The 24,944-nt window shown below is 70.6% G+C and carries 19 protein-coding genes; 5 read left to right on the top strand and 14 right to left on the bottom strand.

All coding sequences use genetic code 11. From position 1 onward, the window contains the following. Positions 1 to 5: 5 nt before the first annotated feature. From OHA18_RS33555 to OHA18_RS33505, 11 genes are all read right to left on the bottom strand, one after another. The gene (locus OHA18_RS33555) at positions 6 to 650 is read right to left on the bottom strand and encodes a hypothetical protein (protein ID WP_328999363.1); all 645 of its coding nucleotides are present in this window, start codon (positions 648 to 650) and stop codon (positions 6 to 8) included. A gap of 20 nt (positions 651 to 670) precedes the next feature. Further along, positions 671 to 1,438, bottom strand: coding sequence for a TadE/TadG family type IV pilus assembly protein (locus tag OHA18_RS33550; RefSeq protein WP_328999362.1), 768 nt, complete (start codon positions 1,436 to 1,438; stop codon positions 671 to 673). Next, complete coding sequence (locus tag OHA18_RS33545; RefSeq protein WP_328999361.1) at positions 1,425 to 1,862, bottom strand: TadE/TadG family type IV pilus assembly protein; 438 nt, start codon at positions 1,860 to 1,862, stop codon at positions 1,425 to 1,427. Before OHA18_RS33545 ends, OHA18_RS33550 begins: the two co-directional genes overlap by 14 nt. 10 nt (positions 1,863 to 1,872) lie before the next feature. Further along, positions 1,873 to 2,283: a TadE/TadG family type IV pilus assembly protein gene (locus OHA18_RS33540; protein ID WP_328999360.1), complete on the bottom strand. Its 411-nt coding sequence runs from the start codon at positions 2,281 to 2,283 to the stop codon at positions 1,873 to 1,875. 31 nt (positions 2,284 to 2,314) lie between these two features. Then, positions 2,315 to 2,536 (bottom strand): hypothetical protein, encoded by a 222-nt coding sequence (locus tag OHA18_RS33535; RefSeq protein WP_137254948.1) that lies wholly within the window; start codon positions 2,534 to 2,536, stop codon positions 2,315 to 2,317. Between the two features lie 100 nt (positions 2,537 to 2,636). Then, positions 2,637 to 3,557, bottom strand: coding sequence for a type II secretion system F family protein (locus tag OHA18_RS33530; protein WP_328999359.1), 921 nt, complete (start codon positions 3,555 to 3,557; stop codon positions 2,637 to 2,639). Beyond that, the gene (locus OHA18_RS33525) at positions 3,554 to 4,459 is read right to left on the bottom strand and encodes a type II secretion system F family protein (protein ID WP_328999358.1); all 906 of its coding nucleotides are present in this window, start codon (positions 4,457 to 4,459) and stop codon (positions 3,554 to 3,556) included. Before OHA18_RS33525 ends, OHA18_RS33530 begins: the two co-directional genes overlap by 4 nt. A gap of 4 nt (positions 4,460 to 4,463) precedes the next feature. Continuing rightward, positions 4,464 to 5,774 carry a CpaF family protein gene (locus OHA18_RS33520; protein WP_328999357.1) on the bottom strand — a complete coding sequence of 437 codons (1,311 nt, stop codon included), beginning with the start codon at positions 5,772 to 5,774 and terminating at the stop codon, positions 4,464 to 4,466. A 76-nt stretch (positions 5,775 to 5,850) separates the two neighbouring features. Beyond that, positions 5,851 to 6,651: a hypothetical protein gene (locus OHA18_RS33515; RefSeq protein WP_328999356.1), complete on the bottom strand. Its 801-nt coding sequence runs from the start codon at positions 6,649 to 6,651 to the stop codon at positions 5,851 to 5,853. Then, complete coding sequence (locus OHA18_RS33510; RefSeq protein ID WP_328999355.1) at positions 6,651 to 7,391, bottom strand: hypothetical protein; 741 nt, start codon at positions 7,389 to 7,391, stop codon at positions 6,651 to 6,653. The genes OHA18_RS33515 and OHA18_RS33510 overlap by 1 nt, the downstream gene beginning before the upstream one ends. A gap of 51 nt (positions 7,392 to 7,442) precedes the next feature. Next, positions 7,443 to 7,904, bottom strand: a complete 462-nt coding sequence (locus OHA18_RS33505) for a hypothetical protein (RefSeq protein ID WP_328999354.1) — start codon at positions 7,902 to 7,904, stop codon at positions 7,443 to 7,445. 148 nt (positions 7,905 to 8,052) lie between these two features. Here OHA18_RS33505 and OHA18_RS33500 point away from each other — a divergent pair, with 148 nt between their 5' ends. The 5 genes from OHA18_RS33500 (at position 8,053) to OHA18_RS33480 (ending at position 23,507) form a co-directional block, all read left to right on the top strand. Continuing rightward, the gene (locus OHA18_RS33500; protein ID WP_328999353.1) at positions 8,053 to 15,204 is read left to right on the top strand and encodes a hypothetical protein; all 7,152 of its coding nucleotides are present in this window, start codon (positions 8,053 to 8,055) and stop codon (positions 15,202 to 15,204) included. Between the two features lie 24 nt (positions 15,205 to 15,228). Next, complete coding sequence (locus tag OHA18_RS33495; protein WP_328999352.1) at positions 15,229 to 15,759, top strand: hypothetical protein; 531 nt, start codon at positions 15,229 to 15,231, stop codon at positions 15,757 to 15,759. Between the two features lie 3 nt (positions 15,760 to 15,762). Continuing rightward, a complete protein-coding gene (locus OHA18_RS33490) occupies positions 15,763 to 16,323 on the top strand; it encodes a hypothetical protein (RefSeq protein ID WP_328999351.1) in 561 nt (186 codons plus the stop codon). Between the two features lie 132 nt (positions 16,324 to 16,455). Further along, the gene (locus OHA18_RS33485; RefSeq protein ID WP_328999350.1) at positions 16,456 to 22,986 is read left to right on the top strand and encodes a hypothetical protein; all 6,531 of its coding nucleotides are present in this window, start codon (positions 16,456 to 16,458) and stop codon (positions 22,984 to 22,986) included. After that, the gene (locus OHA18_RS33480; protein WP_328999349.1) at positions 22,983 to 23,507 is read left to right on the top strand and encodes a hypothetical protein; all 525 of its coding nucleotides are present in this window, start codon (positions 22,983 to 22,985) and stop codon (positions 23,505 to 23,507) included. The genes OHA18_RS33485 and OHA18_RS33480 overlap by 4 nt, the downstream gene beginning before the upstream one ends. On the opposite strand, the gene OHA18_RS33475 is transcribed toward OHA18_RS33480, so the two are convergent. From OHA18_RS33475 to sufU, 3 genes are read right to left on the bottom strand one after another with little or no spacing between them, the layout of a single operon-like run. Beyond that, entirely contained in the window at positions 23,492 to 24,112 is a 621-nt protein-coding gene (locus OHA18_RS33475) for an acVLRF1 family peptidyl-tRNA hydrolase (protein WP_328999348.1), read from the bottom strand. The two genes, OHA18_RS33480 and OHA18_RS33475, sit on opposite strands and share 16 nt — an antisense overlap. Next, a complete protein-coding gene (locus tag OHA18_RS33470; RefSeq protein WP_328999347.1) occupies positions 24,109 to 24,492 on the bottom strand; it encodes a metal-sulfur cluster assembly factor in 384 nt (127 codons plus the stop codon). Before OHA18_RS33470 ends, OHA18_RS33475 begins: the two co-directional genes overlap by 4 nt. Next, positions 24,485 to 24,943, bottom strand: coding sequence for a Fe-S cluster assembly sulfur transfer protein SufU (sufU, locus tag OHA18_RS33465; RefSeq protein ID WP_328999346.1), 459 nt, complete (start codon positions 24,941 to 24,943; stop codon positions 24,485 to 24,487). Before sufU ends, OHA18_RS33470 begins: the two co-directional genes overlap by 8 nt. Position 24,944 lies beyond the last annotated feature (1 nt).

The raw sequence follows: 24,944 nt of genomic DNA, 5'->3' as shown, positions 1-24,944 counted from the left end.
CCGGACTAGGCCGGATAGTGCACTCCGCCGCACTTGACCCCGGTCGTCGTGGCCAGGCGGTACGGCAGCCAGCCGATCCCGGTCAGGATCATCTCGATCACCTCGGGCGAGCCCTTCGGCGTCACGACGGTCCAGTTCTTCGCCTTCGGATCCCAGTACTGCGTGGTCTGCGAGCGGCACGTCTGCACCGCGACGGTGCCGTCCTTCGTGCTGTGGGCGCCAACGATGACCACGCTGCCCGGCGGCTTCATGATCCAGCCGTTCCGCTGGGCGTCGAAGATGCCCTGCGACACGTCGGAGTAGAAGAACGACGGGAACTTCTTCTTCAGGACCGTGTCGTCCTTCGACACGAGGGCCTGGAAGTACAGCGGGTAGCTGGTCACGAGGCCTTGGACGGCGGGGTTCGAGGCGAAGTTCCCTGCCTCGATGATGATTTGGCCCTTCGGCGCCGTGGTGGGCTTGGCGGTGGTCGCCGGCTGGGTCGGCGCGCTGGACGGCTCGCTCGGCTCGGCGGACGGCGTGTCCGAGGACGTCGCCGTACCTGAGCCGCCGGCCGGGACCGGGAGGGTGCCGTCGTTGGAGTTCTTGCCACAGGCACTCAACAGCAGAACACCGGTCAGAACGACGGCCGGGAGGGCAAACCTACGCACGGGAGGCAATCCTTTGATCTCTAGCCGCCGGGCGGCTTGGACGACGGCGGCGGCTCCGAACTCGACGGCGGGCCGGACGGATCGCCGGACGGGGGCGGGGAGGAGTTGGTGTCCGGCGGCGGTGTCACGTTCGGCGAGCAGGTGGCGGGGAACGGGAACGGCGACAGGGTCCAGGTCGGGGTCGGTGAGCCGACGGTCCAGGTCGGGCAGGGCAGGTCGATCGTCGGCGGGTGCGCGACGGAGGTCGGCGCGCCGGGGCCGTCGGTGGTCGGGTTGACCACGATCGGCGGGATCGTCGGGCTGTCGTCGGCCTTCTCGATGCCTTGTTCGGCGTGCGCCTGGCCGGTGCCGCTGGCCTTGAGGGAGGTCTTGCCGATCAGGCCAAGGAACGTGGTCTTGTTGGCGATGTCGACCTGGATGTCGACCTCTTTGTCGGTCAGCGTGGTCGGGCCGCAGGCGGTCACGGCCGGGTCGTTGGTGCGCACCTGCGCGCAGAACCCGGCGATCGCGACCGCCGCCTTGGCGGGGTCGATCTTGGCCTCGGCGACGTTCAGCTGGATCGCGGCGGCGCCGACCCGGGCGGCCTCCTGGGCGTACCCGACCGCGCGGGAGCGGGCGCCGAGCTGCCGTCCGCCGTCGATCACCAGGCCGGCCAGGGTGAAGATCATCACCGCGAGGATCGCGACCGCGGGACTCAGCGCGCCGCGGGAGAAGAGCCGGTGGTTGCCAGGAGCATCGATCCGGAGGAACTCGACGATCCGCGACCGGTGGCGTTCAGGAGCCGTCACCGCGCACCCCCCGGTACGGGTCGAGGGAGGAGGTGAAGCGTTTGGTGATCGTGGTGTCGCCGCCGAGGCCGAGCAGCCCGAGGTCGCGGTAGTTGATCGTGCAAGTGACTTCGACCGACAACGGTGAACCGGCAACGAACCCGGTGGTGATCGAGCCGGACGCGGTTGTCTTGCAGGACTTGATCGCCTGGTTCATCGTCGTGGTGACGGCGTCGTCGACGCGGCCCTGGGCTTCGGGCAACGACCGCGCCTGGCTGGCGCTGCGGGCGCCGTCGCGGGCCGCGCTCTCCAGCAGCGACGACGTCTGGAAGTACCGCCCGCAGGCCAGCAGGAACATGAACAGCAGCAGCAGCACGGGCGCAAGGATGACCATCTCCAGCGCCATGGTGCCGCGCTGACTACGGATCCCCAGCTTCCGCTTCATCCTCACGCTCTCACTTGTCGGCTTGGAACTGTTCGATCTGGCCGGTGGCGGTCCGGCTCACCTTCAGCTTCAGGCCGGGGACGAGCGACACGGTGTCCCCGGTGACGGTGAACGAGACCTCGCCTTCCGGGCTGTTGTACGACGGGAACGGGACGTCGGTGTGCTGCAACGTCGTCCCGCCGAGCTGCGCCGCGTACGACTGGATGTCGGACCGGACCTTCTCCCCCACCGCCGTGGTGTAGACGGTCGGCTGCACCAGCCGGAGCCGGGACACGCCCTCCTCCGCCGCGTTCAGCGCGACGGAACGCCCGTACAGCCAGAGGGCGGTCTGGATGGACAGGAAGATCAGCGTCAGGATCGCCGGCGCGAGGATGGCCAGCTCGAGTGTGCTGACCCCCCGCTCCGACCGTCTGCGCCGCATCTTCTTCCACCCCGACCGCATGGCTGAGCCGTCAGCTGCCGGTGTCGATGTCGGCGGTGTGCTTGCTGATCACGCGCTTCACCACCACGCCGATCGCCAGCGCGGCGACGACCAGGATCCCCGAGATGATCGCCCACTCGAGTGCGGAGGCGCCCAACTCGGTGTGCCCCTGCCGCGCCCGGGCTCGCTGGGCCTGCGCCCGTGCGAGCGCGTAGCGGGCCATGGTCCGCCAGAACATCAACTCCGAGGTCATCCGATTGCCTTCCAGATCGTGAGGCCGAAGGAGGCCTCAGTATGCCCTGTACGACGGACGAATCCGCCGTGTGGATCCCGTGCCCTGATCACTGTTCGCGTCAACTTCCGAGGATGGCCACGCCGGCCGGGAACGCCAGGAACAAGAAGAACGCCGAGATCATGACGAGCTGCGCGACCAGCATGGATTGAGAGCGCTCACCCGCCTTGCCTTCCACGTCGGCCAGCTCCTTACGCCGCAGCGATGCTGCCCGGGCGAGCAGCGACGAACGGATCTTCGCGCCTTCGTCGCCGGCCAGTGCCAGCGCCGAGGCCAGGTCGCGCAGTTCCTCGACGCCGAGGTCCTCGCCGAGCAGTGCCATCGCGTCCCACGGCGTGATCCCGATCAGCCGCGCGTTCGCCAGCGCCTGCCGGATCCGGGCCATCGCCCAGTGCTCGCCGATCGTGGACGCGGTCATCAGCGCCTCGGGCAGACCGCGGCCGCCGGCCAGGTTCATCGCGACCAGGTCGAGGAAGCTGCCGACCACGTGCCGGAAGTCGCGCCGCCGCTTCTCCGCCTCCTGCCGCAAGGCCAGGTCCGGCAGGAAGAACCCCAGTGCCATGAACGCCAGCGTCACGATCGCCGGCGCCGCACCGGGCGCGGAGAACCCGATCGCGGAGAACAGGAACAGCACGATCGGGATCAGCACCAGCGCGCCGAGAGCGAAGAACACCTTGGTCGCGAGCATCGCGGCGAACGGCTGGTTCATCACCGCGAGGTCGCGGCGGAGCTTGCCGAACGCCCAGCCGCGCGCGTTCGCCTCGGCCTCGAGCCGGCGGCCCAGCGTCTCCCGGGCCCGGTCCACGCCGCCCAGCACCCGCTCGCCCGCCGCGCTGGTGGTCGCGCCGCTGGTGTACCCGCCACGGCCGGCGTCGATCCGCGCGATCGTCGACAACACGTTCGCCCGCGGCTTGATGAAGATCCGCACCGCGACGTACACGCCGAGGCCTGCCAGGCCGCCGGTGATGAAGGCCCAAGTCATCCGCTCACCGTCTCCATCCGGTCGTCACCCGGCCGGTTCAGCCGGCCGTCGGTGCTCATGCCGATCAGGAACCGCTCCGGCACCTCGATCTTGGCCAGTCGCCGCAGCCATACCAGTCCGAGCGCGTACAGCCCGATCACCACGGTCAGCACGGCCTGACCGATGAAGCTCCGGTACGGCGCCATGTACGTCGGGTTGAACAGCACCAGCCCGGCCGCCATGATCAGCGTGATCGCGACGACCACCTGCACGCTGCGCCGGGTAGATCGCCGTTCCGCCGCGACCTTCCGCCGTACGTCGAGCTCCTCGCGGGCGGAATCGGCCAGCGCGCTCAGCACCTCGCGCAGACCGGGTCCGCGGAGCCGGGCGTTCAGCACCAGGGCCGCGACGATCAGGTCGGCGGACGGGTCGTTCAGGTCGTCGGCGAACCGCATCAGGGCCGAGGGCAACGGTTCGCGGATGCGCAGCCGGTCGACCAGCAGGTTCAGGCTGGGCTTGATCGCCGGGGCCGCGTTCACCGCGGTCGCCGGAATCGCCTGCTCCAGGCCGACCGCGCCGGCGATGGTGTCGCGCAGCGCCTCGGTCCAGGTGGCCAGTGCGTCCAGCCGGTCGATCGCCCGGCGTTCCTCGCCGGTGCCGCCGAAGAAGCGGTCCGCCATCCCGGCCAGCAGACCGAGTGCGACGGCGAGCACCAGCCAGCGGGTCACGACCAGCACGACCAGGCCGACGGCGATGGCCGCGCCCAGGCGAATCAGGTTCTTACGACTGTCGGCGGTGCGGTGCCGGAACAGCGACGGCGTCTCGTCCTTCGGCTCGGTGCCGCGGATCGCGACGATCAGCAGCATCACCGCGCCACCGACCACCGCCCCGCAGAGCAGCGCGCCCAGAGTCCGGTCGTTCATCGCGTCACGCCCACGTTCCGTGGACTAGCGGCTGGTAGCCGAAGTGCTCGAGCTCGTCCATGCAGGCGATCGGCGCGTGCGCGGCGGCGTGACCGTCCGGCCCGGGGGCGAACACCTCGCCGGACAGCACCCGGCCGTCCCAGCCGGTCACCTCGCGGATGCTCTCGACATACCGGCTCAGGCCGCCACCGCGCTGGTAGTCGTTGTGCTTGCGGATGAACACGACGAAGTCGAGGGCGCCGGCGATCAGCATCTGGGTGGCGTCCATCGGCAACCGCTCCAGCGCCTGGATCGCGTAGGTGCTGATCCGGTTGAACACCTCCATCGAGCTGTTCGAGTGGATCGTCGACAACGAGCCGTCGTTACCCTGGCTCATCGCGTTCAGCATCGTGACGATCTCGTCGCCCAGCACCTCACCCACGATGACCCGCGAGGGGTTCATTCGCAGCGAGCGGCGGACGAGGTCGGCCATCGTGACCTCGCCGACGCCTTCGGAGTTCGGCAGCCGCTCCTCGAACGCGACCACGTTCGGGTGCAGGTCCTTGAACTCCCCCAGGCCCAGCTCGAGCGACCGCTCGACCGTGATGAGTCGCTCGTGCGGCTGGATCTCGTTGGCCAGCGCCCGCAGCAGCGTGGTCTTCCCGGAGTTCGTCGCGCCCGCGATCATGATGTTCTTCCGGGCCGCGACCGCGGCCCGCAGGAACGAGCCGACGTCGTCGGAGATGGTTCCGTTCGCCACCAGGTCGCTCAGGTACACCTTGCCGAGGCGGGCGCGCCGGATCGACACCGCGGGGCGCGACGTCACGCCCATCACCGCGGACAACCGGGAGCCGTCCGGCAGCCGCAGGTCCAGCTGCGGGTTGGCCGAGTCGAAGGGCCGGCTCGTCAGACCCGCGTGGGCGGCCAGCACCTGGATCAGCTCGACCAGTTCGTCGTCGCTCTCGGCCACCGGACCGGGAGTCTCCTCGCGGCCGTCGCCGTACTGCACGAAGACCTGGTCGCAGCCGTTGATGTCGATGTTCTCGACCTCGGGGTCGTCGATCAGCGGCTGCAGCCGGCCGACACCGAACAGCGCGGAGTGGATCGCGCCGGCGATCTGTGCGTCGTCGTCCGGGGTCGGCGGCGTCCGGCCCTCGGCCAGCTCGTACCGCGCGTGGTCCTCGAGCACCTGCACGATCAGGGACCGTGCGTACTCCCGCTCGTCCTCCGCACTCATCGGAGGTACGCCGTTCACCTGGTCCCGGCGCCGCTGCTCGTTCAGCCGCTCGGCGACCTGAACCCGCAGCTTCCGAACCAGCTCCTGGTCAGCGCTCATCGACGTCCTCGCTTCGCTCCGGGCGCCGATGAGACACGAGACGCACTGTGCTGGATGGTGACCTCGCTCCGCTCGGTCACTGATAGTCACCCGGCGGGAACGCCGCGTTGGCCATGTCGAAGTCCTGCGGCGGCGGCGCGGAGACCAGGGACGCCATCTCCGCGGTGATGTCGGTCGCGGACCGGATCAGCGGGGTCTTGTCGAGCCTGCCATGGCCACGCCCGTCGAAGAACGCCGCACCGGCTGGGTCGTACGCCAGGTGCCAGCGGTGCCGCACTGGCACAGACATGGCGTCCAGCACGGTCCAGACCTGCTTGACGCCGTCACGCTGCTTCGGATCGGCCACGACGATCACGCCGAGCTGTGCGTCCACATGGTGCACCAGAGTGGACAGCCGCTCGCGCAGATGCGCGACTGACGACCCGGTCGCCGAACACACCATGACAACGAGACGCGCGGACTGGATGACCGGCAGCTGCGGCGACGAGGCACCGATGCGCCCACAGTCGGCCAGTACGTCGCCTTGCTGCATCTGGTTGAACGAGATGCCCAGCGGATGCCACAGACCGCCCATGCCACCGACCTGCTCCGGTGAACGGACACCGAGCAGTACGTCGAGACCGCCGTCGAGCTGCTGGCTGTGCGCGAGGATCACCTCGTCGCCCAGGCCCTTCCGGCTCGCGGCGGCCAGGCTCACCAGGCCGCGGTCGGAGTTGAGCGCCGAACCACCCGGACCGGTCATCCGGATCGCCACGTCGCTGCCGGCCGGGTCGCATTCGGCCAGCAGCACCTGCCGCGGCCAGAGTGCTCCGATGACCAGACCTGCGGTGGTGACGCCGGGTGAACCCTTCGCACTCGCGAATGCCACCAGTGCCATCAGTTGGCCCCGCCGTTGCGCTCCACGTCCGTCTTGGTCCCGGGCGCCAGCTTCGCCACCATGAGGGACTTGGACGCCGCGGCCGCGCCGACAGTGGTGATCTGGTCGGCCGGGACGAGCACGGTCACGTTCAGCGTGCTGTTCGCGCTGGTCTTCGAGTCCGTGATGGCGCCTGCGCTCGAAGTCACAGCGGCCGCCTTGACCAGGGTGACCGGCGCCGTGCCGTCCTGGTTGGCCGTGGGAACCCGGGTGATCGAGACGATGTCACCGACGTCGAGCCCGTCCGACGGTGCGCGCCCGGCCTCGAGGCTGATACCGACCAGGGCAGCGCCGGCCGGGATCGGCTGCTCCCCGTCCTTGGTGAAGTTCTCGGGCGTGACGAACTGGTCCTTGTACAGCCAGGTGGTGGTGTAGCGGCCGAGGTACTTGCTCGCCTCGGACCACGGGATCAGACCGCCGGTCGCGCCGGCCAGGTCGCCGCGGGACAGGTCCTTGGCCTCGAGCTTGTGCCCGGGCGCGAGGCTGTCGGCGGAGATCGCGACGAAGTCGGACCGGTTGCCGCTGTTCAGCGCGATCAGCGCGGACCCGGCCGCACCGAGCAGGATCAGGATCACCGCGAGGGCGGCGAGGGCCGGACGCCGCTCCCGGCTGCCCGGGAGGCGGTTCGGACCACCGCCCGCCGATCGGCCCGCTGCCCGGGCGCCTTGGGAAGGGGTTCGCGTGGAGGACGAGAGACTCACGCGCCTACCGTAATGGCAGCGAGGTGCCACTCGCGCCAACAGGCCGGGCTGTTACCGCGCTGCGACCCGCTTGCGTTCGGTGGTGGTCAGCAGCTCGTTGAAGGCACCCGGGCCGCCGTACAATTGGTCTAGATAGGTGTACAGCGCGCGGAGCGCCTTGCCGACCTCCTGCTGCCACCCGTCCCGCTCCTCCAACCAGGTCGTCAGCGCCCGTCCCTCGACCAGCGTGACCGCCGCGTTCACCGGCTGGATCAGCCGCTCACCGCTGGGATCCGGTACGACGCTGTGCCCGCGGACCTGCCGCACCGCGTCGGCCAGCGCCTGCCGCTCGGCCCCGGTGAAGACGTAGTCGAATCCGGTCCCGCCGTACAGCTGGTCGAGGTAGTCACACAGGGCGATGAACAGCTCCACGCCGTCGTACTCCGGGTTGTCGCCGGCGACGTGCCGCAGCCGCGCGACCATGCTGCGCGCTTCGGGGACGCTCCACTGCGATGTGCCCAACCGGTCGGCCATGGCCTCGATATTAAGTGGCCCGGCTGGCGTAAATCGTTAACAGTTCGGGTGGATCGAGTTGCTGGCAAGTAACCGACAGTTTGCTAGATTCCGGAACTAGGACGTCCTAGTGACAACTGGTGAGCACTTGGACACCCAACGGGAGGGGGTGAGTCGGCTGACGACACCCGTTTCGTCCGCCGCCGATCCGACGACTCGCGCCCGCTGGGCAGTGGGAACCGCGCTCGGGATCCTTCACCCGTCCGCCGTTCCGCTGCGTAACGGCAGGGTCTGGCTGACGGGTCGCGACGACATGCTGCCGGCGCAGGTGATGCGTGGCTTGCAGGAGCTGCTGACCCGCAGGGCCGCGGACCGCGCCGCCGACGACCGTCTGCTGGCGGAGGCCATCGGTGTGCTCGGTGCCGAGGTGGCTCGCGCCCGCGGTCAGCTGCCGGCTCGTGGGGCGATCGATGCGATCGACCAGTACTTGCGGGGGCCGGGGCTCGACCGGTCCAAGCGGGCCGAGGCCGAGGCGATGCTCGAGGTCGCGCTCAGCAGTGCTGCCCCCGACGACGAGGTGGCCGCCGCCCGGCTCGACCGCCTGTCCGGAACGGCGCGCGTTGTGGCGCCTTCCACGATCGCGTCGACCTCGTCCCGGATCAGTCAGGACGCCCATCTCCTCGGCGTGAACGGGCCGGTGAACGGCCCACCCGTTGTGCCTGCCGGCAGCCGACATCGAGCGGCTGTCGGCAGCGGCCATAGACGCGCTGAAGGTCGGCGGGTCTGGACCTCACAAGTTCGCGGCACGGGCCTGGTGACCGGTGCCGACGGACGACCGAGTAGTCAGACCCCACTGACCGGGGCGGCCGCGCTGACGGTCCTTGCCGCGATGGACGACGTCGACCTGGCGGCCTCCTCCGTGACCGACCCGCCCGCCGTGGACCTCCAGGCGCAGCGGGCAGTACTGCAGACGACAGCCACCGACGTACCGCAGCATGTCCGCGTCGAGATCGGGCAGACCACCCTGGGTGCGATGGCGCAGGGCATCATCCGGTCCGGTACGGCGGAAGACCCGCACGTACTGCGGATCTCGGCGCAGCTGGCCGACGAGCAACTGCGTCACGTCTGGACGCACCAGCTCGCCCTGATGACGCAAGAGATCGCGGCCGCGCGAGCGGACCGGCCCCGCGGCGTGCTCGGCCGGCTGAAGTCGGTCTTCAGTCACGAGCGACGCGACCGCAGGCTCCACGCCGACCACGCGGCGTACCAGATCATGGCCCGGGACTGGCAGCAGGCCCGCGCCGAGACACTGGCCAACGGCGCTCCGACCGGGCCGCGCAGCCTGGCGGACCTGGAGCGCGACCTCACCGGCCTCTCCCACACGATCCGCCGCCACGGCGGCTCCGAGCCGGTCCTCCCCTGGGCCGCCGAAGCGATCGCCGGCCCCGACGCCACCGCCTTCGGAGTCGCTGCGGCCCGGGCCCAGGCGGAGGCGACGCCGGCGCGGAACTCCGTCGCGCACCTGCGTCAGGAGGTCGTCACCCAGCTCGAGTCTCTCCAGGCCGCGGCACGCGAGCTGAAGTCGCAGTCGGCCACCAAGGCGGACAGCGAACGGGCCGCGAGGGAGTTGGCCGGGAAGACCGAGCTCGAGGCCGCCACGGAGGAGCAGGGACTAGACCTCGGCGCGGCTGAACGGGCCCGGATGCTGCGGGTCACGGCCGCGGCGGCCGGGAACAAGGCCGACCGGCACAAGGAGATCGGCGCGGCGTACGGCGCCGCGGCGGCCGAGGCCGAGCACGCCGTCGAGGCGTACCGGACGCTCCTGGACGGGATCGATGCGGGCGGGTCGCCGGCCCAGCTCCGGGCGCTGGCCGACGCCGCGCGCAGTCAGGTCACCAAGTACGAGCAGAGCTGCAAGTCCGCCCTGCCGGTCGCGGATGTGCTGATGACCGGCACGCCCGAGGGTGCGCCGCTCCACCTGCCCGTCGACGTCATCAACGAGGAACTGGCCGCGAACGGCGCCGCCCGTCAGCTGCCGTTGACCGGCCCGCTGCCGCTGGAGAGTGCGGAGTACCGCCTGCTGCTGTCGCAGGACGGCATGGTGTTCACCGTCCCCGGCGACGGGGACGGCAGCGTCTCCGAGATGCCTGAGGTCCGGCTCCGGATGCGCGCGCGCGACATCCGGGAGAAGCCGCACCGCGACTTCGACATGGCCGAGCAGATGTCCGGCACGCTCGGCGAGGGCGGCATCAGCGCCAGCACCACGAACACGCACTCGGGCAGCACGACCGTCGGTGTGAACCTGCAGCCGATCATGGCGCTGGCCGCACCGGGTACTCCGCTGCACGCCGCCGCCCAGCTGACCACGCCGAAGGTCCAGGTGACCCACGGCCACACCCTCGCCGACAACGCCGGCGAGACCGGGCACCACCAGCTCGGCTGGGTGAGCGTCCATCGCGGCGAGTCCCTCCTGGTCGAGTGGGACGGCGTACTCGAGGTGGAGGTCCGCAAATCTCCGCTCGAGCCGTGGTCCCCGGTCCGGAGCGTCGACGTCGGCCCGCAGCAGACCTGGGTGGCCAGCCCGTACACGGTAAAGGCACAGTCCGAGACGGTCACGCTCGCGAAGCTCGGCCACGCCCAGGACGTCACTGGCGAGTTCCCGCGGTTCACCATGGACAGCGTCGATGGTCTGCGTGGCATCGCCACGGACGTCATCCGGCAGGCGCACGAGCGGTACGGCGACCTGGACGAGGTCACCGCCAGCCAGATCTCCGGCCTGATCGTGATGGACACTCCGCGGCTGATGCACGAGATGAGCCGGCCGGGCGGGCTCACCCGGAGCTTCCGGTCCGCCGACAACAACGACTACGAGCTCACCTGGGAACTCGAGCCGGACTGGAGCGCGGCCGAGCTCGTCGGCGAGTTCAGCGCCGAGATGGGGATGGAGAAGGTCCCCGTCGGCTTCCTCGGCGGCAACGCGAGCCAGACGTACGGCGCCTCGCTCACCGGCACCGGATCGCTGTCGTTCCCCGGCGTTCGGGACGCGGCGCACCCAGTGGCCGCGGCGACGGCGCTGAACAACGTCGGCGGATCCGGCGTCAACCTGTCCCCGAGCGTGTCGGTCGGGCGGAACGTGTCCCGGCAAGGCGGTCAGAACGTCAGCAACACGACGATCTCGCCCGTCGTCCACCGGTTCATGGGGACCCAGGGCGTCAAGGTCCCGCTCCGGGCAAAGGCGACACTGCGCCGGGTCGGCGACCGGAAACCGCCGATCGTCGTCGAGAACCCCTGTACGGCGCACATGCGGGTCGCGGAGAACGATCTGCTCCGGGCAGGCGGCCGCGCCGACGCGAAGGCCGTCCGCCGGGACAAGGACAAGGCGATCCGGACGGACAAGGACGGCCGGTTGTTGCTGCGCGACGACCCGGAACCGCCGACCGGTCCGCAGACGGCACCCCCGTGGATGGGACGCGGACCGAACCAGATCCGCGGAGTCGGCCAAGGCCTGGTGCAGAAAATCGTCGGCGCGGAGGATGCTTGCCAGGAGGCGCTGGCCGGGCTCCGCGCGGAGGGCCTGGTGCCGAGGGACGGCGAGCCCGCGACCAGGTCCCAGCTCGCCAACCGCGACCGCGTGGTGCAGGCGATCAGTGCGGCGCGGCTCTCGGCGGGGATGAACGAGGCCTGCCAGAGCGGCCTGATCGTGGTGCTCGAGGACCAGGGCTTCGCCGGCACGCCACGCTGGCGGCCGTACCGGTTGACCGTCGACCAGGAGTACGACGAGCAGACCGGCACCTTCATCTCCGAGGGCCGCGGCACCAGCACGAACGAGAACGACGTTCCGCTGGGCATCAGCTCGGAGGCCTCGAGCCGGACGATCGGACAGAGCTCGTCGATCCCGGTCTCGGCCGGTGTCGACGGCTCCCTCGGACCGGCGAAGGGTGTCCGGGGCTGGGCCGCGAAGCTGGGGGTGAAGTTCAGCCGGTCCGCGTTCATGCGGAACATGAGCTGGACGGCGGGACTGCGGATCAACCGGGTCACGCTGAGCGAGGGCACCGAACCGCAGGACCGGGTCAGGCAGAACATCCGGATCAAGTTCGCGGAGATCACCGAGCACGGCGACGCCGAGGCGCTGGCCGATGTCCGCGGCAGCATGGAGATCGCCTACAGCAGCTCGCTGGCCCGGGCCGCGACGCCGGTGTTCGAGCAGGACCCCAAGGCGCCGTCCAGCGAGGCCGTCGAGCAGGCGATCCCGGTCGCCGTCGACGCAGGTAACGCGGCCGACGTGGTGGCCGCCGCGATCCCGGCGATCCGGGCCGACTCCACGGCGCTCCCGGCGCTGTACGGCGCGCTCGCCCCGAGCAGCCTGATCGCGAACCGCGAATGGATGAACGGGACGTACAAGCCGCCGTTCATGGTGGTGCAGGCGCCGGGCAGTCCGATCCATGCCCTCCAGGACGGCACCATCCTGCCGCAGCAGTACCAGGTGCACATCCGCGGCGAGGCGATCAGCCTCACCCACGTCGCGATGACCCAGCAGAACAGCGTCGACATCAACTTCACGATGAGCGACGTCGGGTACACGTCGGGGACGGCCACCTCCGGCGGGATCAGCGGCAAGGCCGGTGGCGGCCCGGTCGCCGCGGACGGCTCGGCGTACTCCGGTGATCTGTCGCTCGGCCGGACCGGCGGTACATCGCAGTCGACCACGGTCAGCGAGACGTCGGGCGAAGAACGGCTGCTGATCAACGCCGGTACGCACCATCAGTTCCTGGAGCAGTACCGGATGTTCGCGGACATCGTGCACAACGGCCAGGTGGTTGGGACCGTACCGCTGCCCGGTGCGACGGTGCAGAAGCTGATGGCCGAGCGGCGGGCGCTGGAGCTCTATGCGGCCGGCAAGCTCGACCTGCCACTGCCGATGGTCAGCGACGCGGCCGAGCGGTACCTGAACGACAAGCTCCCGCTCAGCCCGCGCGTCCGAGGCGGCTTCATCCGCCGCTACACGCTGGAGAAGCAGGGCGTCACCACCGGCCTCGCGCCGACGCACACGACCGATCGGTTCGCTGCGAAGCTTCGCGAGGCCGGCCTCGCCGCGGCGGACCAGCACCAGACCGAGGACGAGCGGCTCACCGCGACCCTCGATCAGTCCGACGAGATGGCAGCGCGCGGCCGCACCATGCACACCTCGGAGGCCTACCAGGACAGCCTGGGCTCGGCCGAGGTCGAGAAGCTGGTGGTGGTCTCGGGCGACGAGACCCGGCCGGCCGACCTCCGGCCACAGGTCGCGGCCCAGATGGACGAGGTGGCTCCCGGTCTGCGGAACGCGAGTCCGGTGGTGCAGGCCGCGCTCGATATCGCCCTCGCACCCGCCAACATCAGCGGCCAGCTGGACGACATGCTCAGCCCGGACGGAGTCGAGATCCCGATCGAGGCGCCGCTCGACGGACGGGCGCATCCCGACGTACTGCTGGTCCGGGTGCGGGCGCACTTCGAGGGCGATGTGACCGTTCGCGCCGTGCTGACCGACGCGGACGGGAAGATGCTCACCGACGAGCACGGCCGGCCGAAGCTGGCGGCCGAGCAGGCCGGCGGAGCCGAGCAGGAGTACGACTACGAGACGCGCGATCGGTCGGTGACCCGGACCCGGACGATCACCGTCGGCGCCGACGGCGGGGTGCCCGCGGTGGGCACCGTGAGTCCCACCGGCAGTGTCTCGACGGACCTGACCACGACCGACACCCAGGGCGACGGCCATCAGAACACCAACCTGCGCCGGCACGGCATGTTCGTCCGGAACCTGGCCGAGCGGAAGGTGGTCTTCACCACCGAAGTGGTCCGGCTGCACCATGCCGGTGCGGCCACCATGAACAGCACCGGCGCGAAACTTCGCCGGCTCGACCCGGACACCGCCGTCACCACGTCCGCCCCGCGCCAACTGACGGCCGATCTGTTCATGATGATGCCGGAAGGCGAGCTGCGCGACGGCCCGGCTCCGGAGACCGCTGAGGTGGCCGAGCAGCGCCCGGACCACCGCGTCGTCCGGCTGCCCGAAGGCGCGACGCCGGTCCGCTCGGTGCCGTTCGGACGGGGCGAGAAGAAGCAGGACCAGCTGTACGACAACCTGAGCGCCGTCCTCCGGCGGCCCGAGTTCCTGGGCCGGCGCGGCATGGCCACCTTCCGGCACCTGGTCCGGTCGACGCTGAAACCGAGCGCGCTGAAGGCGAAGATCGGCCGGTTGCTCGACGGTGGGATCGCACTGCCGCCGATGAAGCAGCCGGGCAACGGGAAGTCGATGATCAACGTCACGGTCAATGCCGTTCCGGTCGGCTGGGAGCTGAGCGGCGACCCCTCGTCGGGGCAGGAGGGCCATGTCTGGCGTAGCCAGCGCGTGGCGCGCGCCGGCAGCTCCCACACCCGGATGACACCGCTGACGGCGACCGGCGGGCTGGACGCCGGAGTGGCGTCGATCAGCGGCTCGGTGGGTGACCAGGTCAACGAGCAGACCGCCGACGCGAAGGGCACCCGGTTCGAGCTCAGCCGCTTCCTCGAAGGGCAGATGGTCACGGTCCGGATCCCGGTCGTGTACGACGCCACGATCCGCACCAGCACCGACAACGGCCGCGGCGAACAGGTCACCAAGAAGACCACCCACGTGCCCAACCTCGCGAACGGCCAGATGTTCGTGCGGATGCTCGGACACCGGTACCTCGAGGGCCTCCGGCAGCTGGAGCAGGGCGCCGCACTGGACTCGGTCCTCGCGGACTCCCGGCTGCAGGCCGTGCCGGAGAAGCTGGGACGGCCGGACCTCGTCGCCACGGAGTACGGGCAGGGCAAGTCCGGAACGGAGTACCAGCCGTACCGGCCGCTGCTGGACGCGATCGACCGGGCGCAGAGTACGCAGAAGCCGGTCGTGCTGCTGGTCAAGGAAGCCGACGGCACGGAGCGGAAGTACCAGGCGCTGCCCGGCGACCCCGCACGGAACAAGCCGGCGACCCTGCTCGGGGTGAACGACGGCGGTTTCGCCTCCGCGTTCGCCACGCTGAACCCGCAACTGGCGCGGATGGCCGAGGGCCGGGTCGACCTGCGCGGGCTCTACAACACGTCGTCGCCGGACGGCAGCTTCAGCGCCAAGGTGGCCGCCGAGCTGGAGAAAGCCGGCGTACCGCGCGATGTGCTCAAGGCACTCGACTACACGACCGCCGCGCGCACCATGAAGCCGGCGTCGCCCGCCGAGGCGCGGCACACGGCAAGTCGCGGCTCCGGGCGAACCATTGCACCAACCGGCCACGGGCCGACGATGAGTGGGCCGGGGGGCCAATGATGACTGGAGATCGAGAGGGGCGGAATGGCATTCGCGGTGGCGCGGACCCGGGACGAGGCGCAGCTCTACCTGGAGCTGCACCCGTGCCCGGACTGCGGGTCGGTCGACGCGCCGTGGGAGCAGGCGCTGGTCGAGATCGACGGCGAACTGGTGTCCAGCTACGCCGCGAGCTGCCCGGGTTGTGACGCGGAACGCGAGTACCTGTTCGGTCTGCCGGCTCGGGAGACGCCGGTGCATGGCTGGCCCACGTTCGGCGGTCCGGAGCCGTCGGAGTTGCTGGACGCCGGTCAGTGGCTGGACGTCGCCGACAGCGCCGCCGCGGAAGTCCCCGCGGACCCCGCCGAGGCCGGTAAGGTGCTGGCCGTCGCGCAGGCAGCCGTCGACGAGGTGATCAAGTTCGTGCCGGCCGGCGCGGACGACGTACCGGAGGACGAGTTCTGGACGCCGGAAGGCCGGGCGGTCCGGGACGCGGAGCCCGGCCGGTTCCGGCTCGAACGGTTGCTGATGGCACGTGACACGTACGACGCACTTGGCCGAGATCTAGGAGCGAGATAACCGATGCTGACCGCGAGGACCCTGATCGAGGCCCAGATCTACGTGAGCCTGGTGACCGCGGCCGACCCGGAGGCCCCCGCGGTCGTGCCGGCCCGGCCCGAGCCGGGGGTGAACGTGACAGAAGGCCCGGACGCGTGGGTCTTCGCGTCGCCGGCCGGCGAGATCACCATCCCGTACGCCTCCGAGCGCGCCGCCACCACGATCGGAGCCCGGTTCGGACTGGGTACGTCGCGGCTGGTCGACGCGGCGCAGTGGGCGATCGTCTCGGCGTCGTTCGCCCGCCGGGCGCTGGACGCCGACATGGCCTACACCGGTGCGCCGGGCCAGGACCGCACCGCGGTCGAGCTGAACTGGGAGTTCGCCGCCGACGCCGTCGCCGAGGCGATCAAGTTCCTGCCGGACGGCGCCGACGAGGTACCGGACGCGGACATCTGGTCGGAGTACGGCAAGCAGGCCAAGGCCCGGCACCCGCACCTGGTCAGCCGCGCCAAGCTGCACGACGACCTGGAGTACTACCGCGGCACGCTCGAGGACTTCCGCGCGCTCTACGACAACCGGTCGTGATGTGACGAACGCCACCGGCAGATAGTTACTCTACTGTCGAGAAACATGGCGAAAAGTTGAACATCCGGTTGCTACTCTCCCCGATCACACCCGGTGCCCGACGGCATCGGGCTCTGAACGGGGAGTCCTGGATTGACGACTGCGGTGAGCCCGGAGGCCGGCCCACGAGACCGCGCCCGCCGGGCGCTCGGGCTCGCGTTCGGCGTCGTCGCGCCGGACGCTGTCGCCCTTCGTGACGGCACTCTCCGGCTGCGCCATTCGCGCGACCGGCTGGCCGCCAAGGTCCTGCGCAGGCTCGAGCGCCGGCTGACCCGCCGGGCCGGCGCGGACGTCACCAACGACCGGCTGTTCGCCGAGGCGGTGGCGTTCGTCGGCGCCGAGCTCGACCGGGCCCGGGGCGGGTCCCGTGCCGATGGCGCCACGCGGGCGCTGGACGGCCTGCTCGATCTGCCGGGCCTGCCCGCGACCCAGCGGGCCGAGACTCAGGCGCTGCTCCAGGACGTACTGGACGGCAACGACCTGGCCACCGACGCCGACCTGCGACGGCTGACGAACGTACGCGCCCGCCGCCGAGTCCCGGGCCGACCCCTCGCAGCTGACCTCATCACCGCGGCACAGTCGCTGAACCGCGACGCCGAGCGCCTACAGCAACCGCAGACAACTCCCCCGTCCCTGCGGTCACCCGGCCGCCCACGCCGCCCCGTCGGCGACAAGCACCGCACCGGTACAGGCACTCCGGGTGGCGGCAATCCAAGCGGTGGGTTCTTCGGGTGGATTCGTGGGCTGGTGGAGCAGGCTCGGGGCGGGGTTCGGGCTGACCAGGAGAAGCGGGATCGGCGGGCCGAGGCGCAGTACGCCGAGTTCCGGCTGCTCAGCTCGGAACGGCGGGAGACCCGCGACGGTCTCGGCGTACGTCCCCTCGGCGACGTCGAACGCGATCTGGCGAACCTGTCCCAGGCGATCCGGCGTGGCGGGCATCCGGCTCCGACGGTTCCTTCGGCCGGGCTGCAGGTCGTCGTACCGGATCAGGAGCACGTGCTTCCGACGACCCCGGAGGAGCGCTTCCGGGCGCACGTACGCCGGCAGGTCGCCGACCTGGGCGCCGCAGCCGCACACCACGCGCACCGGGCCGAGGTACGGACCGCGAGCGCGGAGCTGGCGGGTGAGCAGGCAGCCGACCTGTTCGAGGCGGCCGACCAGCAGAGTGCCGCACAGGACGCGTCCGCGAACGAGCGGGCCCGCAGACTCCGCACCCGGGCAGTGGCCAGGCTCCGGACCGCCGACCGACACACAGAGATCGCCGAGGACTGCACTGCCGCGGCCGACCAGGCACGTGCCGCTGCCGACGTCTACCGAGCCCTGCTGGCGTCGCCCGACGTAGACCCGGATGCCGTGCAAGCGGCCGCTGATCAGGTCCGCGCGTACGAGGTGGCCACTGCGGCCACGCTGCCTGCAAAGGACGTGCAGCACAACGGTCTCCCGTCCGGGCGCCTCCCCCACCTCTCCCGGCTCTGCCAGGAGCTCAATCAGGCCCTGGCGGAGCGCAATTCGACGTACCGCTTCACCCCCGACGTCCTGCACCGGACGCTGCGCGGGGAGAGCCGGCGGACTCTGTCACCGAACGGCTTCGTGCTGACGATCGGCAACAACCCCCGGGCCGACGTCGACGAGCTCATCCAGATCCACCTCAAGCTCGATCCCGGCGAGCTGCAAGAGGTGCTGGACAGTCCGATCAACCTCGACGAGGCCCAGGTGGGACAGGTGGTCCAGGGCGGCTTCAACGTCGCCACAGCGGCGGGCCAGAACTTCGACAGGACACTCGGCGCCAATCTGCGGGTCGTGACCGAGGCATTGCCGGACACCAGCAAACTGAAGGCCGCTGCCCGGATCGTCTCGCCCGGGGCCGAGGTCGCCAGCGGGCGCGGTCTCTCGGTCGCCGGCGGGGCAACCGAGTTCGCGCAGAGCGGTGCGGTCGAGGCGCTCCGCGGGGAGTTCCTGCGGTACCGGTCGACCCGGCCACGCTGGAGCTGGCGGATCCGGGAGTCGGCAGTCGCCGATTGGTCGCCTGCCCATGTCGTCGACTCCGGCGCGGAGCACGACAACGCCGTCCTCGATCTCGGGTTCATCCACACCTACACGGTCCCGCCGCCGACCGATCAGATCGACCTGGAAGCGCTCGACCTGTCGGCGGAGCGCAGTACGGCGATGCCGGAGCACATGGCCACCCGCGTCGATGGTCTCGACGACCTGTGCGACCGGACAGTCGCCGAGCTCCGGCACCGGCTCGGATCCCTCGACCGGGTCGGGCACGACCGGGTCCGCAGCCTGCTCGCCGAGGATGCGTTGATCAGGCTGGACGAGACCACCAAGCCCGGCGGCGTCTGGAGACTGATCACGAACGGCGGCCGGCCGGTCGCCTGGGCGCAGCTGGAGACAGTCGCGGACCTGGAGTCCGCGGAGCTGGTCAGCGACAGCTCTCCCGACCACAAGCTCGAGATGTGGCGCGTCGGCAACTCGGGCACCTCCGGCAGTCAGGGCTTCAGCTCCTCGCGGACAGTCAGCGTGACAGCTGCCATCGGTGGTACGGGGTTGTCTGACGTCGGCTCGACCACCGCCGACGTCGCCCCGGGACTCCGCGCGGGACGGAACACGGGCCAGGACGACACCGCGTCGACGGCCGACCTCGGGAGTCGTTGGAGCACCCAGCGAGTCGCGCCCACCGTTGGTGTGAAGCTGCGTCTGCGGCACAAGGTCACCGTCCACCGCCTCGACCGCCACGAGTCGTTCACCGCCGAGGGCGAGGGCGACGCGTACCTGCGGATGGCGGAGCGGGACGCGTTCCGGTACGGGCTTCCGGTGCCCGCCGCGGCTCTCGTCCGCGACGAGAAGGGCAACCTGCGACGCGGTACGGACGGCCGGCTGCTGCTGCGTGGAGACCCGCACCCTGCCGAGAACCCGCTGCGCCTGCCGGTGTGGCTGGGCAACGGACCGGGCCAGTTGCGTGGCGCCGGACCGGCGATGATCCGGGAGCTCACCGGCACCGACGCAGCCCTGGAAGGTTTCCTCGCGCATCTCGGCCGGCAGTCGATGATTCCTCCGCTCGACGACAACGGCTGCCCGATCCCGGCCGACCTCGCCGGCCAGGACTCCGCCGTCGTGCTCAGCCGCTCGGAGAACTGGGAGCGCGCCTGCCAGCAACTCGCGCGGCATCGGCTGGAGACCGGCTACGACCACGCGGCACAGGGCGGTCTGACCTTCCAGCTCACCGAGCACCGGACCGGCCACCCACCACGAGTCCGGTCGTACCGGATCGAAATCGATCAGCACTTCGATCGTGCGACAGCGATCGGTGTCGCCGACAGCGACATGGTCGTCAACGTCGACATCGGAGTGAGCACGTCCGGCCGCTCCAGCAGCCGGTCGCACAGCCTGCCCTGGTCGGCCCGGCTCGGGGTGAGCAACGCACCCGCCGCCGGTCAGGCCGGAGCCACACCGAAGGCGGGGATAGCGCTCGGCCGGTCGTCGCTGGGGCGGATCCTCGGATGGTCGTCGAGCCGGGGCGGGTACCGGATGACGGTGTCCGAGTCGAGCTCGCAGGTCTCGGTGTTCGACGTACCGCACACGATCAGGATCAGCGAGATCACCCCCGACGGCGGATCGGTGCCGGTGGCCACATCGGAAGGCAGTGCGCGGGTCTGTCTCGACAGCGAGTTCTGTGCCGAGGTCGAGGAGCCCGTACTCGCCGTACCGGGCCGCGTAGATCCCGGTCTGCTGCAGGTCGCGACCATCCAGCATGTCGACGCGCGCAATCCGATCGGACGGCTGACTGCCGCCGTACCGGACCTGGGGCGTGGCGACACCTCCGCGCTGCACCACCTCGGCGCCTTCCTCGCCCCGCGCAACCTGATCGCCCGACCCGAACTGCTCAGCACCGAGTACCGCACCGGGCTGGCGGTCAGCCCGGCGCCGTCGGACCCGCTCGAGGCGGTACGACGACGCAGCCTCAGCCCACGGCGTACCGCGCTCAGCGTCACCACTCGCGTGGAGAACCTCAAATTCGTCGGCAACGGGCAGCCGATCCTGGCCGAGCTCAACGTGACCCTGGCAAGCACCGCGAGTACGTCGGGCGTCTCCACCGGAGCAACTGCCGGCATCGACGGCGGCAGCGGCTCGGTGGCGGCCGATGGGCGGTCGATCGGCGGATCGGTCGGACTGAACCGGTCGACCACCATCTCCTCGGCCGGATCCGAGTCGGCCACCACAGGGGTCGAGCGGACACTGATGCGGGACGGGCAGCACTACGAGTTCTGGGGCGACCTCGTCCTGGAGGCGCAGCTCCGGGCCGGCGGCGCCGCGCCGCGGGCGATCCCGCTGGAGACAGGGGCCGTCGTACTCACGCTGCCCGAACGCGACGCACTGCACGCGTACGGGCGCAACGAGCTGGACCTCCCGCTGCACCAGGTCTCTGACGCCGTCGAGCGACTGCTCGACAGCAACCTCGACCTCCCGCGCCGCACCACGACCGCGCTGCTGCGGCGCTACCTGATCGAGAAGGCCGGGGCCGGCGGCCTGGCCGCGGAGCACACCGACGACCGGCTGATCGAGAAGCTCCGCGAGGTAACGGGTCTCACCGGGCCACCGGACGAGCGGCTCGACGCCGTACTCACGGCGGCCGAGGCGATCGCCCGGCAGCGGGTCGAGGTCCGGCCACCGCGCCATTACAAGCAGCTGATGGGCGCCGCACAGGTCGAGCGGTCCTCGCTGCAGGATCACGACGGCAATGACAGCGACCTGTTCCGCGAGGTCAGCGCCGCCGTCGAGGCCCACTCCCCGGAGGCGATGGAGGACCCGGTCCTGGTCAGTGCGCTGCGCGGTGATCTGGCCGGCACGCGCTGGCGCAACCAGATGGACGACATGCTCGACCCGCGCGGCTTCGTTCGTGAGCTCCCGGTCCGTGACGGCACGGGTGACCGCAACATCCGGGTCCGGGTGCGGCTCAGGTTCACCGGTCCGGTGTCCACCGAGGCCGGCGGGACCGAGGGGCAGACCGGCAACGGCTTCGGACTCGTCCAGCTGTGGAACATGCGGGAACACAACCGCAGCGTCACCGAAGGCACGTCGTACGGCGGCTCGCTCGGCGCCTCGGCCAGCGACGGTGCCGAGGCGAACCTCGGAGCCGGTGTGGAGCTCAGCACCTCGACGACCGCGCTGAGCAGCGAGCTCAACACCCGCATCAGCACCGGCCTGTCGATCACGACGGCCCGGGTCGAGCGGGACTACCAGATCGTCATCGAGGTCGAGGACTCGGCGTCCCCCGGCGGCAACCAGACCGCTGGGCGATCGATGACCCGGCGGGAAGCCTCCGGGCGGCTGAGTCTCTCGGTGCCGGTGTCCGTGCTCAACTCGGCGCCGCCGCCCCAGGAAGGTCCGGAGGTCTCCGACCATCGGCCTGTCACGCTGCCGGACAACTATCTGGTCGAGGGCACCCAGCCTTATCGCAGCGGTGCGGCGCCGGAGAACACTCTGTTCGACGCGGTCTGCGCCCGGCTGGGCCGATCCGACCTGCTGCGGGCGGCAGGTGTCCGGATGCACCAGACGACCTTGGAGTCCCTGCTCGGTGCGAGCAACCGGATGGTCGCGTTCCAGGAGATGGCCGGGCCCTCGGGGTACGAACTCGTCCCGCTCGCCATCCCCGGGCAGAGCACGCGGGTGGTCGCGGTCCGGGTCCGCGCGGAGCTTTCGGGCCTCGAGCTGGTGTCGGATCCGGACGAGGGGTTGACCACCCAGCTCGGCGAGAACACCCGTGAGCTGCGAGTCAGCCAATTGACCGCCAAGAGCAACCGGCTCCTCCCCGGCTCGCGCACGATCGGGGGCACCACGCCCGGCGGCGAGCTCACTGCGAGCGTGACCGCCGCCAAGCACGTCAGCGAGCAGGACACCGGTACGGTCGGCGCGCGACACGAGACCGGCTCGTACGAGTCCGGGCAGGTCGTCACGGTCAAGGTGAGCGTCGACTACCACCTCGACTTCGAACGCCGCCGGATCGACCGGAACAACCGGCCGAAGGTCGAGCGCTCCGATTCGCTGCACCGCGCGGCGTCCGGCGAGGCGTACCTGACGATGTTCCGGCACGAGTACGACGCGATGCGGGCCCGGATGGAGGCCGGTCAGCCGGCGCTCGCCGGCTGGGATCCGGCGCGGCTGCCGCAGCCGGCCCGCCCCCGGACCGTGGCGATTCACGTGGTCGCCGATGAGCAGCACCCGTACCAGCCGATGGTCGACGCTCTCGACCAGGCCCGTCAGGACGGCGTGAAGGTGCGGCTCACGATCCGCGAGCCGGAAGGCAAACGGCAGGTGTACGTCGCCACTCCGGACGGCGCGATGACCGGCGGAGACGGCTTCGGGGCCGCGTTCGCCACCCTGCATCCGCGGCTCGCGCTGCTGGCCGAGGGCCGGGTGAATCTCCGCGAGCTGTACGACTCGCGCTCGGGCCCGTTCACGGGGGCCGTTGTCGACGCCCTGCAGGAGCATGGCATCGCCGCGTCGGTGCTCGCCGAGACCGATTCGCGGATGCGCCGTCCGCGGACCGCGGAAGAGCGCGCGGGCCTGCCGCCGCACCGAACGACCATGTCCAACCCCGGAACAGGGATGACGATCGATTGAGCACCGACGACTACGACCCGCCGTACGCCATCGCCCGGACGCCCACCGAGGTCGCGCTCTACCTCGACCTCACGCCGTGCCCGGACTGCGGTTCGGACCAGGCGGACTGGCGGGACCGGCTGACCGCGCTCGACGACGAGCCGGTGCTGATCTACACCGGCAACTGCGCGGACTGCGGCGCGCTGCGGGAGTATGTCTTCTCGCCACCGCCGGGTCCGTCACCTGGCCCCTTCGGCGGGCTCGAACCGTCTGAGCTGATCGACGCCTGCCAATGGCTCACGGCGGCCGACCGGATCGCCGGTCAGGTGGCCGCGGACGATCGGTCCGAGTCGGCGCGGACCGTGATGACGATCGCGCGGCAGGCGGTGGAGGAGGTCGTCAAGTTCATCCCGCCGAGCGAGGACGCCGTACCGGACGAGGCGTTCTGGACGGACGCGGGGCGGGCTGAGCGTGCGCTCGATCCCGGGCGCTTCCGGCTGGACCGGTTGCTGGTGATCCGGGACAGCTACGCCTCGGTCTGATCGAGCTCGATCCGGATCGCGCGCGCGTCGGCGCCGGCCTGTTCGAGAACCTTCAGCTTCGGATCCGGTACGCCGAGGAACGGCGGCCGCACCAGTGCGGGCAGGTCCTTCAAGCGGGGATCCTCGAGCACGGTCTCGACCGCCCGCCGGTCTCCCCCGCACACCAGCACGTCCAGCTTCGCCGGCGCGAGGATCCGGACTGCGACCTCCGTCGCGGCGGCGAACGCCTCCCGCGCCTGGTTGTCCCGCCGGCGCGCGTACCGCTGCTGCGACCAGCCGCCGGCCTTCGTGGTCCCCTGCACATGCCGGGACCCGACCTTCGAGTCGAGAAGCTTGCCCCCGGCAAACACCCCGGCGCCGTACCCGCCCCGCCGGACGAGCAGCACGCCGAGCCGCCGCTCGGCCAGCACATGTGCGACGAGCCCCTCGCGGGACAACACCGCGAGGGGCTCGAACGGCACGGTGACGACGGCCGAGGAACCGTCCTCGGCAGCCAGCGTGACGCTGGCCGGCGTCACGTCGTACTCGACGTCACCGTGCCGTTCACCGAAGCCGGTCAGCCACCTGTCCAACCGCTCCGGTGCGACGGAAACGATCTTGCTCACACGTTGAAGCCGAGCGCCCGCAGCTGGTCGCGGCCGTCGTCGGTGATCTTCTCCGGGCCCCACGGCGGCATCCAGACCCAGTTGATCCGGAAGTCGTTGACCAGGCCCTCGAGTGCCATCCGGGTCTGGTCCTCGATCACGTCCGTCAGCGGGCAGGCCGCCGACGTCAGGGTCATGTCGATGATCGCCGTGCTGGTGTCGTCGACGGTGATGCCGTAGATCAGGCCCAGGTCCACCACGTTGATGCCGAGCTCCGGGTCCACGACGTCCTTCAGGGCCTCGGTGACGTCGTCCACCTTGGCCGGGGACGCGACCGGGGACGAAGCAGCCTCCAGGTCGACCTCGGGCAGCTCGATCTTCTCGTCGGTCTGGTCAGGCATTCTTCACTCCTTCGTTGGCTGCGAGGGCCTGAGCGGTGGCATCGCGCCACGCCGACCAGCCCAGCAGTGCACACTTCACCCGCGCCGGGAACTGCGCGACGCCCGCGAACGCCACACCGTCCTCCAGAACTTCTTCGTCCGGCTCGACATTCCCCCGGCCCTGCATCAGCTCGAGGAACTTCTCGTACGTCGCCATGCCCTCGGCGACCGGCTTGCCGATCACCAGGTCCGACATCACCGATGTCGCCGCCTGGCTGATCGAGCAGCCGACGCTGTTGTGCGTGACGCCCTTGACGGTGTCGCCGTCGAGCTCGACCCGGAGCGTGACCTCGTCCCCGCAGGACGGGTTCACGTGGTGCACCTCCACGTCGTACGGGTCCGACAGCTCCGCGTGGTGCGGGGTGCGGTAGTGATCCAGGATGATCTCCTGGTAGAGGCTGTCCAGCTGCATA

The organism is Kribbella sp. NBC_00709 (genome assembly GCF_036226565.1).
In the GTDB taxonomy this organism is placed as follows: Bacteria; Actinomycetota; Actinomycetes; order Propionibacteriales; family Kribbellaceae; genus Kribbella.
Note: the sequence above shows the minus strand (reverse complement) of the source record. Positions and strands in the feature narration are given on the sequence as shown.

Bases quoted from the DNA above. Each gene is read 5' to 3' on its own strand.
- OHA18_RS33545 (WP_328999361.1), bottom strand. From the start codon at position 1,862: ATGAAGCGGAAGCTGGGGATCCGTAGTCAGCGCGGCACCATGGCGCTG.
- OHA18_RS33540 (WP_328999360.1), bottom strand. From the start codon at position 2,283: ATGCGGCGCAGACGGTCGGAGCGGGGGGTCAGCACACTCGAGCTGGCC.
- OHA18_RS33535 (WP_137254948.1), bottom strand. From the start codon at position 2,536: ATGACCTCGGAGTTGATGTTCTGGCGGACCATGGCCCGCTACGCGCTC.
- OHA18_RS33530 (WP_328999359.1), bottom strand. From the start codon at position 3,557: ATGACTTGGGCCTTCATCACCGGCGGCCTGGCAGGCCTCGGCGTGTAC.
- OHA18_RS33525 (WP_328999358.1), bottom strand. From the start codon at position 4,459: ATGAACGACCGGACTCTGGGCGCGCTGCTCTGCGGGGCGGTGGTCGGT.
- OHA18_RS33520 (WP_328999357.1), bottom strand. From the start codon at position 5,774: ATGAGCGCTGACCAGGAGCTGGTTCGGAAGCTGCGGGTTCAGGTCGCC.
- OHA18_RS33515 (WP_328999356.1), bottom strand. From the start codon at position 6,651: ATGGCACTGGTGGCATTCGCGAGTGCGAAGGGTTCACCCGGCGTCACC.
- OHA18_RS33505 (WP_328999354.1), bottom strand. From the start codon at position 7,904: ATGGCCGACCGGTTGGGCACATCGCAGTGGAGCGTCCCCGAAGCGCGC.
- OHA18_RS33495 (WP_328999352.1), top strand. From the start codon at position 15,229: ATGGCATTCGCGGTGGCGCGGACCCGGGACGAGGCGCAGCTCTACCTG.
- OHA18_RS33490 (WP_328999351.1), top strand. From the start codon at position 15,763: ATGCTGACCGCGAGGACCCTGATCGAGGCCCAGATCTACGTGAGCCTG.
- OHA18_RS33470 (WP_328999347.1), bottom strand. From the start codon at position 24,492: ATGCCTGACCAGACCGACGAGAAGATCGAGCTGCCCGAGGTCGACCTG.
- sufU (WP_328999346.1), bottom strand. From the start codon at position 24,943: ATGCAGCTGGACAGCCTCTACCAGGAGATCATCCTGGATCACTACCGC.